Annotated in this window: 14 protein-coding genes and 1 other RNA gene; 4 read left to right on the top strand and 11 right to left on the bottom strand. The window is 41.4% G+C overall.

The genetic code is table 11. The features are described from left to right. Nucleotides 1-20 precede the first annotated feature (20 nt). From rsmB to ODU37_RS07425, 6 genes are all read right to left on the bottom strand, one after another. Complete coding sequence (rsmB, locus tag ODU37_RS07450; protein ID WP_249562470.1) at nucleotides 21-1,334, bottom strand: 16S rRNA (cytosine(967)-C(5))-methyltransferase RsmB; 1,314 nt, start codon at nucleotides 1,332-1,334, stop codon at nucleotides 21-23. Then, nucleotides 1,321-2,259: a methionyl-tRNA formyltransferase gene (gene fmt, locus ODU37_RS07445; RefSeq protein WP_105158941.1), complete on the bottom strand. Its 939-nt coding sequence runs from the start codon at nucleotides 2,257-2,259 to the stop codon at nucleotides 1,321-1,323. The genes rsmB and fmt overlap by 14 nt, the downstream gene beginning before the upstream one ends. A 130-nt stretch (nucleotides 2,260-2,389) precedes the next feature. Next, nucleotides 2,390-4,780 carry a primosomal protein N' gene (locus ODU37_RS07440; RefSeq protein WP_249562471.1) on the bottom strand — a complete coding sequence of 797 codons (2,391 nt, stop codon included), beginning with the start codon at nucleotides 4,778-4,780 and terminating at the stop codon, nucleotides 2,390-2,392. Nucleotides 4,781-4,972: 192 nt separating this feature from the next. Further along, the gene (gene rpoZ / locus ODU37_RS07435; protein ID WP_004194153.1) at nucleotides 4,973-5,287 is read right to left on the bottom strand and encodes a DNA-directed RNA polymerase subunit omega; all 315 of its coding nucleotides are present in this window, start codon (nucleotides 5,285-5,287) and stop codon (nucleotides 4,973-4,975) included. Between the two features lie 23 nt (nucleotides 5,288-5,310). Beyond that, nucleotides 5,311-5,937 carry a guanylate kinase gene (gene gmk, locus ODU37_RS07430; RefSeq protein ID WP_004194155.1) on the bottom strand — a complete coding sequence of 209 codons (627 nt, stop codon included), beginning with the start codon at nucleotides 5,935-5,937 and terminating at the stop codon, nucleotides 5,311-5,313. A gap of 147 nt (nucleotides 5,938-6,084) precedes the next feature. Further along, nucleotides 6,085-7,698 carry a ribonuclease Y gene (locus tag ODU37_RS07425; RefSeq protein WP_024384085.1) on the bottom strand — a complete coding sequence of 538 codons (1,614 nt, stop codon included), beginning with the start codon at nucleotides 7,696-7,698 and terminating at the stop codon, nucleotides 6,085-6,087. A 128-nt stretch (nucleotides 7,699-7,826) separates the two neighbouring features. On the opposite strand from ODU37_RS07425, the gene ODU37_RS07420 reads away from it, so the two are divergent. Further along, a complete protein-coding gene (locus ODU37_RS07420; RefSeq protein ID WP_053866780.1) occupies nucleotides 7,827-8,309 on the top strand; it encodes an S-ribosylhomocysteine lyase in 483 nt (160 codons plus the stop codon). Nucleotides 8,310-8,531: 222 nt separating this feature from the next. On the opposite strand, the gene ODU37_RS07415 is transcribed toward ODU37_RS07420, so the two are convergent. The 5 genes from ODU37_RS07415 to ODU37_RS07395 form a co-directional block, all read right to left on the bottom strand. Then, the gene (locus ODU37_RS07415; protein WP_249562472.1) at nucleotides 8,532-9,986 is read right to left on the bottom strand and encodes a cell division site-positioning protein MapZ family protein; all 1,455 of its coding nucleotides are present in this window, start codon (nucleotides 9,984-9,986) and stop codon (nucleotides 8,532-8,534) included. Between the two features lie 9 nt (nucleotides 9,987-9,995). Continuing rightward, nucleotides 9,996-11,162 (bottom strand): class I SAM-dependent RNA methyltransferase, encoded by a 1,167-nt coding sequence (locus ODU37_RS07410; protein WP_004194163.1) that lies wholly within the window; start codon nucleotides 11,160-11,162, stop codon nucleotides 9,996-9,998. Between the two features lie 53 nt (nucleotides 11,163-11,215). Continuing rightward, an RNA gene (rnpB, locus tag ODU37_RS07405) (RNase P RNA component class B) lies at nucleotides 11,216-11,580 on the bottom strand. 138 nt (nucleotides 11,581-11,718) lie between these two features. After that, a complete protein-coding gene (gene gpsB, locus ODU37_RS07400) occupies nucleotides 11,719-12,054 on the bottom strand; it encodes a cell division regulator GpsB (RefSeq protein WP_004194167.1) in 336 nt (111 codons plus the stop codon). Between the two features lie 70 nt (nucleotides 12,055-12,124). After that, entirely contained in the window at nucleotides 12,125-12,664 is a 540-nt protein-coding gene (locus tag ODU37_RS07395; protein WP_004194171.1) for a DUF1273 domain-containing protein, read from the bottom strand. A gap of 65 nt (nucleotides 12,665-12,729) precedes the next feature. On the opposite strand from ODU37_RS07395, the gene recU reads away from it, so the two are divergent. From recU to rsmG, 3 genes are read left to right on the top strand one after another with little or no spacing between them, the layout of a single operon-like run. Then, nucleotides 12,730-13,347, top strand: a complete 618-nt coding sequence (gene recU, locus ODU37_RS07390) for a Holliday junction resolvase RecU (RefSeq protein ID WP_004194173.1) — start codon at nucleotides 12,730-12,732, stop codon at nucleotides 13,345-13,347. Next, complete coding sequence (gene pbp1a / locus ODU37_RS07385) at nucleotides 13,328-15,502, top strand: penicillin-binding protein PBP1A (RefSeq protein WP_249562473.1); 2,175 nt, start codon at nucleotides 13,328-13,330, stop codon at nucleotides 15,500-15,502. Before recU ends, pbp1a begins: the two co-directional genes overlap by 20 nt. 58 nt (nucleotides 15,503-15,560) lie before the next feature. After that, on the top strand, nucleotides 15,561-16,274 hold the full coding sequence (rsmG, locus tag ODU37_RS07380; protein ID WP_249562474.1) for a 16S rRNA (guanine(527)-N(7))-methyltransferase RsmG: 714 nt from the start codon (nucleotides 15,561-15,563) through the stop codon (nucleotides 16,272-16,274). Nucleotides 16,275-16,385: the final 111 nt, after the last annotated feature.

The raw sequence follows: 16,385 nt of genomic DNA, 5'->3' as shown, positions 1-16,385 counted from the left end.
AGCAACTTCCTCCTCTTATTCTAGGATTTTCGTCTAAGTTGACCGATGAAAAATCCATCTGTCTTATACTGTTCAGGGGTTATCAACAAGCAGCCATCCACCATAATATCTGTTTGAGGGTGTTCTAGTGTCACCTGCTCAAAATTGGGATGGTTTTGCAGAAATTCTTGAATAACCTCTTGGTTTTCCTTAGCAATAATCGTACATGTGCTATAGGTTATTATACCACCAATTTTCAAGCTTTGGCAAACACTGTCCAGTATCTGTAACTGGATAGTCTTTAAAGAATCAAAGTCCATCGATGCCTTGTTATAACGAATATCTGGCTTACGGCGGATGAGTCCAATACCTGAACAAGGGGCGTCTACCAATATCTTATCAAAGGTATCAGGGCCAAATGTTTCATGAACACGACTGGCGTCCAGACGTTTGGTCTCAATCTTATCTTCTAGACCTAAACGAAGTGCGTTTTCTTCAATCAGGTTTAGTTTATGATCATATAAATCCAACGCATAAACTTTTCCATCCGTAAGATAGCTTGCCATATGACAGGTCTTTCCACCCGGAGCTGCACAGGCATCCAAGATGATTTCATCTCCTTGAATATCCAAAGTCGGAGCTACCAATTGACTGGTTTCGTCTTGAATAGTGATAAGCCCTTCCTTGAAATAATCTGTCCCCGCAAAGTGTCCATGAGATTTAACCAATCCAACTGGTGATAACTGCGAGTGTTGGGCGCCTAGCTCCTCTGCCAATCGCTCCACTTGTTGACTATCCGTCACGCGTACGCTGGCCTTATTCCGATCATGTAAGCTTTGGAAAATCTTCTCTGCACGTTCATCGCCATATTCTGCAATCAGGGTTTGGACCAACCAAACTGGCACAGAATACTGAACAGATAGACGTTTGTTCTTTCTTTTAATATCTGCTGGTTTCGGCAACGAATCCTGACTAAGCTTACGCAAAATAGCATTGACAAATTTGTCAGTTCCAGGCTTTCGCTTGGCAATATTAACTGCCTCATTGACAACTGCGTGGGGGGGCAATTTGTCCAAATATACCAACTGGTAGAGGCTCAACATGAGGAGATAGTAGACCCAAGTGTCCAACTTTTCTCTATCTTCGATAAAATGTGCCAAATACCACTCTAGGGTAATTTTACGAGAAACCGTCCCATAAACCAACTCGGTCGCCAAGCCCTTGTCCTGTGCTGATAAACGAGAAGATTCTAGGGCCTTATTGAGAGCAATGTTCGAGTAAGCTCCTTGATCAAAGACTTGTTCCAATACAGATAAGGCTAGACTTCTTGCTGTTTCATGTTTATTGATCACCAAATTGATCTCCTACTGCAATATCTCGACCTGCACCATTTAAAAAGTCTGCAATGGTCATTTTTGGCTTACCAGCTGGCTGGACAGTTTTCAGAGAAAGGGCTCCCTGACCTGTCGCAATGATCAATTCTTTCTTGCTTCGAGCAATAACCCGACCAACTGGTCCTTCACCTTCTGCTTCTACAGCTTCTTGAATTTTAAAACGTTCCCCTTGCCAATAGGTGTGGGCAACGGGCCACGGGTACATACCGCGAATGTGATTAAATAGTTGACGAGCTGTCTTATTCCAATCCAGTACCTCTTCTTCTGGCTGGATATTTGGTGAGAAGGTTACCTGTTCTGGATTTTGAGCGACTGGTTTCAAGTCACCAGCAATATAGGCTGGTAAGGTTTGTAATAATAAATCCCGACCAACAACAGCCAACTTTTCAAACAAGGTGCCGACATTGTCGCTTTCTTCAATAGCAATGCTATCGCTGGAAATCATGTCACCGGCATCCATTTCCTTGACCATTTCCATGATGGTTACGCCGGCACGTTCATCACCGTTAATCAAGGCGTAATGGATGGGGGCACCACCACGGTATTTAGGAAGAAGAGAAGCGTGAACGTTGACTGCAAAGCTAACAGAATTCAACAATTTGGTCGGTAGGAATTGCCCAAAAGCTGCCGTCACAATCCCATCTGCTCCTAAATTCATCAGCTCGTCCATTTCTTGGCTTCCAGATAGCTTCTCTGGTTGATAGACTGGTAAATTGTATTCCAAGGCTACTTCTTTCACAGGTGTCATTTGGATGACTTTTTTTCGTCCAACAGCTCGGTCTGGCTGGGTTACAACTGCCAGTATGTTATAATTTCCATCAGCTAAGAGCCCTCTTAAGACCGTCGCTGAAAACGCTGGCGTTCCCATAAAAATTAACTTTGTCATATTCGTGTTCTCATCTCCTTTTCATTTTCTGATTCATATCAATTATACTATCCCCTAATTATATCATTTTTGCTTATTTTTTCCTTAATTAAAGGTTTTTAAAACAAAAAATGCAAGGTCAATAGTGACCTCACATCATATTCTGCGGTTCATTGTCAATAATCAGCCGCAAATCTTGGTTTTCTCTCTCTTGTGTCCAATCTAAAATCTGATTGAGCACCTCTTCCAAACGGTCTTCATGCCGGTATTTCAATATGATCTGGTAGTGGTAGAGATTATGAGTTCTGGCAATAGGCTTGGGCGTCGGTCCCAAGATTTGAATTGCATCTGTTAAGTGTTGACGGAGAAAGGCTACCGTTTCATAGGCTTTTTTCACAACAAATTCTTCCGACTTGTGCGAAAAGGTTAAGCCAACTGTAAAATAGTAAGGTGGATAACCAAGATTTTTCCGAATGCCCATCTCATAACGATAGAAACCTTCATAATCCTGCTCTTTGGCAAAAGCAATGGCATAATGATTGGGGTTATAGGTCTGAATCAGGACCTCCCCTTCCTTATCAGCTCGACCAGCCCGACCAGCTACCTGAGTTAGCAACTGGAAGGTCCGCTCAGAAGACCGAAAATCAGGCAAATTCAGAGCCGTATCCGCATTAAGCACCCCAACTAGGGTCACATTTGGAAAATCCAAGCCCTTGGCAATCATCTGAGTTCCCAGAAGAATATCCGCTTCGCCTCGACCAAACCGTTCGAGCAAGTCCTCATGAGCACCTTTTTTCTTGGTAGTATCCACATCCATACGCAAAATTCTAGCTTCTGGCAAGAGCTCCTGCAATTCATCGTAGGCCTTTTGCGTACCCGTCCCATAATAACGAATAGAACGACTTTGGCAGTTTGGACAGGTCTGAGGAATCCCCTTTTGAAAACCACAATAATGGCAATTCATCGTTTTTGTGTCCATGTGAAGTGTAAGGGAAATATCACAATTGGGACACTGGTCAACGCTACCACAATCACGACACATGACAAAAGAAGAATAACCACGCCTATTCAACATAAGAACGACCTGTTCCTTACGAGCCAATTTTTCTCTTATCTTTTCAATCAGAACAGGGGTAAAATTACTAGCCTCCTGCTGACCGATATAATCACGGAAATCCACAACTTCCACTTCTGGAATACGAGCCAAGGGATTCGCCCTCTGGTTAAGAGTCAGTCTTCCATAGACTCCTCGACTAGCCCGAGCCCGTGTTTCAAGACTCGGCGTAGCAGACCCCAAGACCAGGGTCGCTCGATTATAGTCTGCCCGCAACTTGGCCACATCACGCGCATGATAGCGTGGATTGCTGTCCTGCTTGTAGGTCGCCTCATGCTCCTCATCAATGATGATAACACCCAAATTTGTCAAAGGAGCGAAGATAGCTGATCGAGCCCCGACAACCACCTGGGCATTTCCCGCCTCAATCTTCCGCCACTCGTCATACTTCTCTCCGTCAGACAAGCCCGAATGCAAAATAGCAACCTGCTGACCAAAACGAGAAATAAAACGATTGGTCATCTGTGGGGTCAAGGATATTTCAGGTACTAGCATAATAGCTGTTTTCCCCATTTTTAAAACCCTATCAATAACCTGGAGATAGACTTCCGTCTTCCCAGAACCTGTCACTCCTTGCAGTAGAAAGGTCTGACTTTCCTGACCGATAGAGGCCACAATCTCACGAACCGCAATCGCCTGCTCTGGACTCAAATCCAAGGCCTGTGTTTTTTCCACCTTATCAAAAACACCCTGAGTCCGCGACACTTCCTCTTCCCAGACTTCTATATAGCCTTTTTCTTGGAAATAGCGGAGCGTATCAGCTGAATAGTCCGATTTTAGGTTTGAAAGGAGCTGGTCTTCAGAATGTTCCAAAAGAAATTCCCTTAACTGCTGCCGTTTTTTAGCCCGATTGCTGATGTCTGCTTCTCGTAATTTCTCCAGACAAACACGGTACCATTTTTCCGTCTTGATTTGCTTCTTATCCTTGGCCACATAGTCTACCAAGATTTTTCCTGATTGGGCCAGACGCATGATTTTCCCTTGCTCTGTCACGTCCAAGTCAGAAAAACGAATCTGCTCCTTATCACCGAATAAGCTGAGCTGCTCTGCCATTTCCAAACCAAGCCCTGGACGGATTAATTTGTCATAGGTCGAATTGAGCAAGCTGGGTAGCATGGATTTTAAGAGACTAATTTTATAGGAGAAGACAGACTTCCTCATCTGGTCCGCCAACCAAAATTGCTCTTGATTGAGAACAGGACTATAGTCCAAAACCTCAGCAAGCTCTTTCAAGTCTTGTACCTTATTTTCATCATCTTCATCAATCAAGTCAACTACAATCCCTTGAATCAGCCGATTTCCCTTACCAAAGGGTACATGGACACGTACGCCAACCTTGAGCCCCTCTTCCAACTCAGCTGGAACTCGATAGGAATAAGCTTGATCTGTCTGCATCAAAGGGACGTCTACAATAATCTGTGCTAACATACCATCTCCATTTATTTTACCTTCTAATACCACGACTGATGCGAACAAGGTTCACTTTATGTATAACCTCCAACTATTAGTTGGAGCAAATATTAAAAGATAAGCTAAATGACCTACCTCCTTTCTGTCAAAACTTTCATCATTCCGAAAGTGAAAAGAAACCCGGATGGCAATCCCAACCGAGTCTTGTTCCTAAATCTTTTCGCCTTCTTCTTTTTCTTTAGCAATTTGAGCTTTGATTTTACGCTCTTCTTCTTCTGCCAAACGTTTAGCCTCTTCGGCACGGCGACGAACAGCCTCACGTTTCGCTTCTGGGTCTGGGTGGATGACTACATTACCTGATTCAATTTCTTCCAAGGCGCGTAGGGTGGATTTCACTGAGGTAAATTCTTGAGTTGGTTTGGCACCTGCTTCCAATTCATGGGCACGCTTAGCCTCAAGAATAACCAAAGAATACTTAGATGGTACCTTATCCAACAAGGTATCAATTGACGGCTTCAACATCATAATGCGATTCTCTCTTCTTTCTTTTATCGTTCTGCTATCTGTTCACGAATCATTTCATCGTAGCGACCAATCACTCGGTCTACACGGAAATGTTCTGCTTCGATAATACGCTTGACACGCTCAGCAGCCAACGGAACTTCATCGTTCACAACTGCATAATCATACTCACGCATCAAGGCAATCTCTTCCTTGGCACGTTCGATACGTTGAGCAATAACTTCCTCACTATCCGTTCCGCGACCAATCAAGCGATCTTGCAACTCCTCCAAGTCAGGTGGTGTCAAGAAAATGAACACCCCATCTGGAACCTTTTTCTTCACTTGGAGGGCACCCTGTACTTCAATTTCTAAAAAGACATCAATTCCCTTATCAAGAGTTTCATTGACATAGGTCAGAGGTGTTCCATAGTAATTTCCAACGTACTCTGCATATTCCAACATTTGACCCTGGCGAATCAAATCTTCAAATTCCTCACGACTACGGAAGAAATAGTCAACTCCATCAACTTCTCCCGGTCTCTGTGGACGTGTCGTCATGGATACAGAATATTCAAATTTATTATCAGAGCTTTCAAAAATTTCCTTTCGAACTGTTCCTTTTCCAACACCAGATGGGCCAGAAAAGACAATGAGTAAGCCTCGCTCTTTCATGATATCTCCTTTTAAATCTTTCATTCTAGTGTAACAAAATTTAGCATGAATTTCAACTGCTTTTAAATATGATTAGAATATTTTCTATTCCCAACCCTAAACGAACTTTGAGCCAGTAGAAAAAGAGCCCTTCGGACTCTTCTACATTTACTTAGCAACATCTGTTGCTCTTGTTTCACGGATAACTGTGATTTTGATATTTCCTGGATAATCCAGGTTATTTTCAATTTTCTCACGAACATCATGGGCCAAGATGGTAATCTGATCATCAGTGACCTTGTTAGGATGAACGATAATCCGAATTTCACGACCAGCCTGAATAGCATAGGATTGTTTAATCCCTTCAAAACTGTTGGCGATTTCTTCCAAGTCTTGCAGACGTTTGATGTAGGCTTCCATAGATTCACGACGCGAACCTGGGCGAGCAGCGCTCAGAGCATCTGCCGCAGCCACAATAACTGCAATAGTACTTGTCGCTTCTACATCGCCATGGTGACTAGCAATCGCATTGATAACAATTGGATTCTCTTTATATTTCTTAGCCAATTCTGTACCGATTTCAACGTGGCTTCCATCCACCTCACGGTCAATAGCTTTACCAACGTCATGTAGGAAACCAGCTCGACGGGCCAAATTCACATTCTCGCCCAATTCAGCAGCAAGTACACCTGCTAATTTAGCAACTTCGATTGAGTGGCGAAGAACATTTTGTCCATAAGAGGTACGGAAATGCAAACGTCCCATGATTTTAATCAAGTCTGGATGAAGGTTTGGTGCCCCAACTTCATAAGCAGCAGCTTCCCCATACTCACGAATACGGTTATCCATTTCTACACGGTGTTTCTCAACCAACTCCTCAATACGAGCTGGATGAATACGACCATCTTGAAGCAAGGTCTCCATGGTCATACGGGCAATCTCACGGCGAATCGGATCAAAACCTGATAGAACAACCACTTCTGGTGTATCATCAATGATAACATCGATACCTGTGAGACTTTCAAAGGTACGAATATTTCGACCCTCACGTCCAATAATCCGTCCCTTCATCGCATCATCCGGTAAATGAACCGATGTAATCGTCTGCTCAGCCACATATTCACCCGATATGCGTTGCATCGCTTGGGCTAACAAGTCCTTTGCCATCTTATCAGAACGTTCTTTTACTTCACGCTCTGCTTCCTTGATACGAGTCGCGATTTCATGCGTCAGTTTATCACGTGTATCGGTAAGGATGATTTCCTTCGCCTCTTCTTGACTGAGGGCCGCCACTCGTTCTAACTCCAAAGCTTTTTGTTCTTCGAGTTTTACAACTTCTTGTTCACGCTCATCAATGTGCTTAGCTTTATCGGTCAGACTTTGTTCCTTTTGTTCCAAAGTCTTTTCCTTGTTGGTCAAATTATCGTCTTTGCGGTCCAAGCTAGTCGCCCGCTCTGTCAAGCGTGATTCGATTTGCTTCAACTCTTGACGTTCTGACTTAAATTCTTCTGCAATTTCTTCTCGGTACTTACGAGCTTCTTCCTTAGCTTCCAAGAGTAATTCTTTTTTCAAGGTCTGGCGATCGCGCTCAGCTGTTTTTAGAATAACCTCAGCTTGCTCTTCTGCTCGACCACGAACATTACTAGCTTCTTGTTCTGCGTTTAAAAGTGTCAATTCTGCAGTTTCTTTTGCAGATTTCATCTTCAAAGAAATGGCAAAGTAACCTAATACTAAACCAATGAGAGCAGAAACAAGTGTCACTACTACTGTAATGATATCCATATTTCTACCTCTTTTTTATAATTCGATTTTCACAAAATCTGTATCTATTTTATCATATTTGAAACGATTTCACAATTCCAAATTGTCAAATATGGTATAATAAATTCATCACTTATTTGGAGGAAACCATGAAAAAAGAAGTCACTGTCGAAAGCTTCGAGCTAGACCACACTATTGTAAAAGCACCTTACATCCGCTTAATTTCTGAAGAAGTCGGACCCAAAGGAGACATTATTACAAACTTTGATATTCGCCTTATCCAACCCAACGAAAATGCAATGGATACAGCTGGTCTACATACCATCGAGCATCTATTAGCTAAACTAATTCGCCAGCGCATCGATGGACTAATCGACTGTTCTCCTTTCGGGTGTCGGACAGGTTTCCACATGATTATATGGGGAAAACAAGACTCTGAAAAGATTGCTCAAGTCATCAAGTCGAGTTTGGAAGAAATTGCAGAAGGTATCACTTGGGAGGATGTTCCTGGAACAACCATTGAATCATGCGGTAACTACAAAGACCACAGCCTTCATTCAGCTAAAGAATGGGCCAAACTAATCCTTTCTCAAGGAATCTCTACCGATGCCTTTGAAAGAAAACCAATCTAACAAAAAAAGCGGCTAAACCGCTCAGAACGTAGACAAACTCCTAAAAATATAAAAAAATTGAAGAAGTTTGCGAAAGACAGCAAGTCATTAAACTCTTAGAAACATTGATATTTCGGCGTTTCTGAGAGTTTTTTTATTTTCAACATAAAGAAAAAAAGATTGAAGAAAACTGTCCAAAATGGACTTTTTCTTCAATCCGAAGCGGATAAACCGCTTTTTTGTTTAATAATCCAAGGCATCAGAATGACCAGCACCATTGCCGACAAAGTAGCCTGTCTTACAATTTATAGAGAACAAGTAGGTCCCATCTGGTTTAAACATATTATAGTAGCCATTGCCGTTGATAATATTGACTTTTTCCAAGATATATTGATTGCCTGTTATATACCCACGCTGTTGCGAGATAGTCACAATATTTTCAAGAATACCTGGATTGAAATTCCATGCTTCATTGTTTACATCATCAATCATTACTTGATTATAAGGAACACGACTGCGGTCACGTTGCAAGACGACACCAGCTGGCACGGCAATACCAAAGTCGGTTGTTGAGCCTGAAACCGTTGTTGAAGCGACTTCTGTTGTCGCTGGTACACCAGTAGATATAGTTTCATCAGCACCTTGGTTGCTTGTGACTGCAGCCTCACTTGCTATCGTAGCCGAAGCGACTTCCTGTTGTGAACGACCAAAATTCACGACCGATGCCAATAGACTGTCAACTGCACTAATCCCTGTCGTTGTCGCAGAAAGAGATTCTCCTGATTTAACCGTCGCCGTTGTATCAATTTCACCATTAACAACGACTTCTTTATCAAACTGACCATTAATGGCCTGAATGGCTGCAATGGCTTTTTCAAGATGATCATACTGTTCTTTAGCTTTGGTATAACTGTCCGAATTCTTATCCAATTTTTCCAACAGCACTTTCAGTTCTGCTAATTTACCAAATTCTGAATTTTTTAGCTTGGTCAAACTACTATCCGTAAAGAAACTATTATAGAGCTGTTCAAAAGCGGTCACATTCGCATCTGTCGAACTTGATGCTGTCGATGACGTCTGGCTTGTACTTGTTGAACTTGAAGAAGTCGCAGTATTCGATTTGTTAACCGAATTCATCCAAATCAGCGCTGTCACCATTACACCAATCATTGAAAGCCCTACTGCTGACCAGAAGTAAAATTTCTTTTTCTGGTCCCTATCTGCGCCCTCACTATGGTCCAAGTCTTCGGCTTCATCTTCTTCCAATTCTAAACTAGAATCATCTGCCACTGAAGATAACCCCTCCATTGCTACAGTACTTGCAATCACTGTTTCTTCCAAGGTTTCCATCGGAGCTACCGAAAGTTCTTCTACAATAGGAGCAATCTCCTCACTAACTTCCGTAAGAGAAGACTCATTTGCTTCTACCTCTTCCGCGCTTTCATGTCCTTGATTTTTTTCCTCATCAGCCACCTCAACTAAAGGAAGATGATTGATTTTGGTTTCAAATTTTTGAGATTCAATTTCTGCACGGTGTTGCTTGATGTAACGATCCAAGAGACCATCATCTTCTGTCACACCCGCTTCAATTTCCTTATGTTTTTTGACTGCTTCTTCGATTGTTAAATCTTTCGCCACTTCAAAATCTAAAACTTTCTCCTCATCCAAAGGAAGATGATGACTATTTTTTTCTCCCACGATGTCCTCCTATCCTTGCACTTCTTGCACTTGATGTTTCACTCGTTGACCAAAAAATTGATAAAGATCCACTTTTAGGGTACCATTATACAGTTTGCGTTTCTTATCCGCTTGCTGTCCAAAACGGGTTTCAAACAACTCATCACTAGTTAGAATAAACTTAGACCATGTTTTGAGTGGTTCAAAAGTCTGCCCCATTTCTCGATAAAGGGTAACAATGGCTTCATCATCCAACAAACGTTCTCCGTAAGGTGGATTAGAAATGATGACACCATTAATTTTATCTGAACGCAAGTCTTGCACACGCATTTGCTTGAAAACAATATCCTGCTCAACTCCTGCCGCAAATGCATTCTTCTTCGCAATTTCAATCATACGAGCATCAATATCTGATCCAGCAATATCTAATACCAAATCTGTTTTGATAGAAGCTTGCGCTTCTTTGCGTAATGCAGCCACCAATTGATCCTCAACCCACGGCCATTCCTCAAATGCAAAACTTCTCTTCAAACCTGGAGCTATATTTTTTGCCAACATAGCTGCCTCAATACAGAAAGTTCCCGATCCGCAAGTAGGGTCAATAAGCGGTTTATCTGGATACCAATTCGATAATTGCAAAATAGCAGCCGCCATATTTTCTTTGATTGGTGCGCCACCTTTTTCCACCCGATAACCACGTTTGAACAAACTAGAACCTGTCGTATCAATCATGACTGTCGCCACATCTTTCAAAATCGACACTTCAATTTTAAACTCTGCCCCCATCTCTTGCAAGGGAACCCCTTCGGGACGAGAGAAGTGTTTCTGCAGTTTCTTTACAACTGCTTTCTTAGAAATAGCCTGCACACTTGGTTCATTATGCAATTTCGATTTGACACATTTGGCCTTGGAAATGGGGAACTTGCAGCCTAGAGGCAAGTAATTTTCCCAATCCAAGTTAAAAACTCCTTGGAACAACTCTTCAAAAGTCTTTGCTGGAAATTGTCCAACAATGATTTTAATTCTATCTGCTGAACGCAGCCAGATATTGGTTTCGATAATGGATTTTACATCTCCTTGGAATCTAACACGGCCATTTTCCACTTGGCATTCATAGCCGAGATTACGAATTTCTCGACCCACAACCGCTTCCAGACCAGCTGCTGCCGTTGCAATCAACTCAAATTGTTTTTTCATTTTTTTCCTCTACAATAAAAGCTAGCAGAGCTAGCTACCTATTTTATGCAATTTTCTGTAAGCCATGTTTTGTTCCAGTGGTACTAGGTTCTACCACCTTCGATAATCATCTGTCTACTGTCTAAACAGTCAGGATTTCTGTTCATTTCCATCCATCCCATGCCCCGACCAAAGTTTGGGTTGCTAGCTTGAGGGGTTTACCGCGTTCCATTTTTTACGTTTCCATAAAAACTTCGTCACTGTGGCACTTTCAGATCTACTCTGACATATCAAAAGACTTAGCCATTTTAACCGCCGTAACGCCCAAGGGCGTCCCTAGGCTTATTGATTCGCCTAGCACAAACACTACTGGCATCTCAGCCAGTGCTAGCATGGACTTTCCTCATGGTAGAAAACTACCACGCGATTATCCAAAAATTGCACCTTAATTATCTTAGAAGTTGTATCTACAAAGCAAGCCACTTTAAATCAAGGAATATCTCTGACACAAATACAGAATGTATTTGTGTACAAGAAAATAACTGCGAATAAAGTGTCAGTTTAGGTGTACAATTTTCTATTCTTGATCCTGAACGATTTGTTTTCCAAATACTTCTTTCTCCAGACGATTCAGACGGCGGAGAATATCAAAGTTTGTCGCTGAAGATGGACGTTCTGTACGCAATACGTCGTTCGATTCTTCAGTAGGAAGAGTTGTTTTGGGAGAATTTGCTGCCTGCGCTTTCAATCGAGCAATTTCGCCTTTTAACTCCTTGATAATCGCTTCATAAGCATCATAGTCTTTCATAATATCATCAAGAAAATCGTTCACTTCATCTTGATCATAGCCACGAAAACCAATTTTAAAATCTTGCTCGAAAATATCTTTTGTCGTAAATTTAATACTTGCCATCTCTCTCTCCCTAATCTAAAACGTCACTACTCCTATTATATTAAAAAAAATAGGGAAAAATCAAGTCAAATCACTCAGAATTTGAAAAATTTTCAGCCTCCTCATTCAATTCCTCAAAGGTAAGCGTTTTTCTATTATATCCTTCTTTCTTTAAGACCATGTGATATAAATATTTCAAATTGGTTTCATTTTCAGAATCGTAAAATAAATAACAACCTGTCGTATTATCCAGTAGAAACTGGTTATAGTCTCTAAACTGCCCTGGGTTTTCATAGCGTGGATAGGCATACTTTACAAAATCAACCTGCTTAAACCGTGCTAACTTTGCTTGGTTAGCCTCATTCCACTGTTCGCCATGGTTTTCAAATGGAAATATTGTTGCAATACTCAGTTGATATCCCTCGGCTCGTAAATCTTCTAAGACTTCTAAGGACCAGTATTCAAAACCCAATTGACCTGTCAGTATAAACCAACTAACACCCTCTTCTAAAAAACGAATAAAATTCCTACGAATTGCAGATTTAATAATGTGCAGTCGAGGATCTTTTTCTGAAAAAATTCCCAGGTCTGTATGTCTATAACCTGTTACCAAAAGGCTCTTAGTATCCATTTCTTGTACTCTTTTCGCTAATTATGGTATAATATGCTGATATTATTTTATCAAGAAGGAGTTCTATGGTCAATTATCCTCATAAGGTGTCAAAAAAAATCAATAGAACCAGTCCTATTTCATCCCAGCGAGTAAACTTTGCTAATCGCGGAATGTCTTTTGAGGCCGCTATCAACGATAGCAATCAATATTACCTTGCGCACGATATTGCTGTCATTCACAAGAAGCCAACTCCCGTGCAAATTGTAAAAGTTGATTACCCCAAACGGAGCCGTGCTAAGATTGTCGAAGCATACTTTCGACAGGCATCTACCACAGACTACTCTGGTGTTTTTAAAAGACATTATATTGATTTTGAAGCGAAAGAGACACGCCAAAAAGCATCCATGCCCATGAAAAATTTTCATGCGCATCAGATCGAACACATGAAACAGGTTGTAAAACAAGGCGGCATTTGTTTTGTCCTTCTTCACTTTTCAACATTAAAAGAAACCTATCTCTTGCCAGCCACTCATTTGATCGAATTTTATCAAGTAGACATGGGTAGTAAGTCGATGCCTCTAACCTTTATTCGACAATACGGCTTTGAGATTCAAATGGGGCGTTTCCCCAGCATCCCATATCTGGAAATCGTTGAAAAAAATCTATTAGGTGGTGAATCTTTTGAAAACTACAACAATTAAAAAAGCTCTTCTAATCACTGCAAATATTTTACTTGCGGGGGCTATCATTGCCTGCCTGGCCGGAGCTGCATTGGTTGTTTACTACATCCAAAGCGCTCCAGAATTGACAGAAGAATCTTTGACAGCAACTGTGTCAAGTAAAATTTACGATAAGAACGGAAATCTTATTGCAGATTTAGGAGCAGAAAAACGTTCGAGTGCCAAGACTGAAGAAATTCCAACAGACTTGGTAAATGCGATTGTCGCAATCGAAGACCAACGCTTCTTCAATCATAGAGGGGTTGACGTGATTCGTATTGCAGGTTCCCTGATTAATAACTTGAGCGGGGGACGTTTGCAGGGTGGCTCGACACTTGACCAGCAGTTTATCAAGCTGACTTATTTCTCGACATCCGTAGAAGATCAAAATCTAAAACGGAAAATTCAAGAGGCTTGGCTAGCTACTCAATTGGAACGTCGCAATACCAAACAAGAAATTTTGACCTACTACATCAACAAGGTGTATATGTCAAATGGTAATTACGGTATGAAGACTGCTGCTCTTGCTTTTTATGGAAAAGAGTTAAAAGATTTGACTCTTCCTCAATTAGCTCTTTTAGCAGGAATGCCCCAAGCGCCAAACCAATATGATCCTTATACCAATCCAGAAGATGCAAAAGCACGTCGCGATTTGGTATTGGCTGAGATGCTGGAAGAAAAGTACATTGATAATACCCAGTATGAACAAGCTGTTCTAACACCTGTAACAGATGGTTTACAACCACTATCTAATGCAGCTGCTTATCCTGCTTATATGGACAACTATCTGAAACAAGTCGTTGAAGAAGTTGAAGCAAAAACAGGTTACAACTTGCTGACAACAGGGATGGATGTCTATACGAATGTCGATCCTGCCGCCCAGCAGCAACTTTGGAATATCTACAATACAGATATGTATGTCAGCTATCCAGATGATTTATTACAGGTAGCTTCAACGGTTGTGGATGTTTCTAATGGTAAAGTCGTTGCGCAATTAGGTGGTCGTAAACAGGAAACAAATGTCTCATTTGGTACCAACCAAGCCGTTGAAACCAACCGCGACTTCGGTTCTACAATGAAGCCAATCACAGACTATGCTCCTGCTTTTGAAAACGGAATTTATACATCTACAGCAGATTTAATCTTAGACGGTCCTTATAACTATCCTGGTACACCAACTCCTGTCAATAACTGGGATAAACAATACTATGGTAATATCTCTGTTAAGACTGCTATTCAGTATTCTCGAAATGTTACAGCCGTTAAAGCATTGGAAGCTACAGGCTTAGAAAATGCCTTGAAATTTTTGAATAGCGTTGGTATCAATTATCCAGATATTCATTACTCTAATGCTATTTCAAGTAATACATCCGATACTAGCAGTAAGTATGGAGCAAGTAGTGAAAAAATGGCTGCTGCCTACGCTGCTTTTGCCAATGGTGGTACTTACTACGCTCCACAGTATGTCAATAAAATTGTCTTTAGTGATGGAACAGTAACAGAATATGCTCCTAAAGGGACCAAAGTCATGTCTGCCGAAACAGCCTACATGATGACCGATATGATGAAGGCTGTTATGTCTTACGGTTATGGATTAACCGCTTCTGTTAGTGGAGTTCCTATGGCCGGTAAAACAGGTACATCAAACTATACCGATAGCGAAACGGATACTATTCTAGCTTCAATTCCAGAAGCAAATTATAGCTACATGGTCGTTCCTGATGAAAACTTTGTTGGATATTCTAGTCAGTATGCAATGGCTGTTTGGACCGGATATACCAATCGTATGACTCCTATCCTTGATAACAGCATGCGAATTGCAACAGATGTCTACCACAATATGATGCTCTTTATGCATTCGGACTATACTGCTACCGATTGGGAGATGCCAAGCGGACTCGTACGTTACGGTTCCAACTACTATCTCAGAGGTAGTCGCTCACTCTCCAATGCTTATAACACGTACACTAGCTCTAGTACAAGTTCTTCTAGTTCGACTGAAACTAGTGAAACAACCGAAGCGACGACAACATCAAGCGAAACATCATCTGGAACTGCAACCGAGACTGCAACTTCTTCAGCTGAAACTGCAACAACAGGAAACAATCCCGCAACGGGACAGACAGATGGTCAATAAGAAAATTCCCAGACTCTTCTGGGTTTTTCTTTTGCTTAAATTATGATAAGATAAGATTATGAAACCTGAAGTATTTTATAAAACCTTGGCAGACCAAGGTATTCAATTAACTGACCAACAAAAACACCAATTTCATCGCTATTTCCAACTATTGGTGGAATGGAATGAGAAAATCAATCTGACAGCTATTACTGAAGAAAGCGAAGTCTATCTGAAGCATTTCTACGATTCTATCGCTCCAATCCTGCAAGGCCATATTCAGAACGAACCTCTTCGGCTTTTAGATATTGGAGCTGGAGCTGGATTTCCTAGCCTACCTATGAGGATTATCTTTCCGCAACTAGATGTTACCATCATTGATTCTCTTAATAAACGAATTAACTTTTTACATTTGCTTGCCGAAGAACTAGAGCTCGAAGGTGTTCATTTCTATCATGGTCGTGCAGAAGACTTTGCACAAGATAAGAACTTTCGTGCACAATTTGACCTTGTCACAGCACGCGCAGTTGCCCGCATGCAGATTCTTTCTGAATTGACTATCCCTTATTTGAAGCTCAACGGAAAATTAATCGCACTCAAGGCGTCCAGCGCAGAAGATGAATTGACCCAGGCAAAAAATGCACTCAATCTCCTCTTCGCAAAAGTCATCGAAAACCACGACTATACTCTTCCAAATGGCGACCCTCGAACATTGACCATCGTCGAAAAGAAAAAGGAAACTCCAAATAAGTTTCCACGCAAAGCTGGTATGCCAAATAAAAGACCCCTTTAAACATAAGAAAAGAGGCTGGGCAAAAAGCTCAACCTCGCTTCTCAGAGTTCGTGTCAACATCTCAGCGCAGTGGTTGATTGGCAGATTTGTTCGTGTTTTACACTCCAAATC

The sequence above is a fragment of the Streptococcus sp. 2021WUSS109 genome (assembly GCF_044427305.1).
Taxonomy (GTDB): Bacteria; Bacillota; Bacilli; order Lactobacillales; family Streptococcaceae; genus Streptococcus; species Streptococcus suis.
This window is presented reverse-complemented; position numbering and strand designations above follow the sequence as displayed.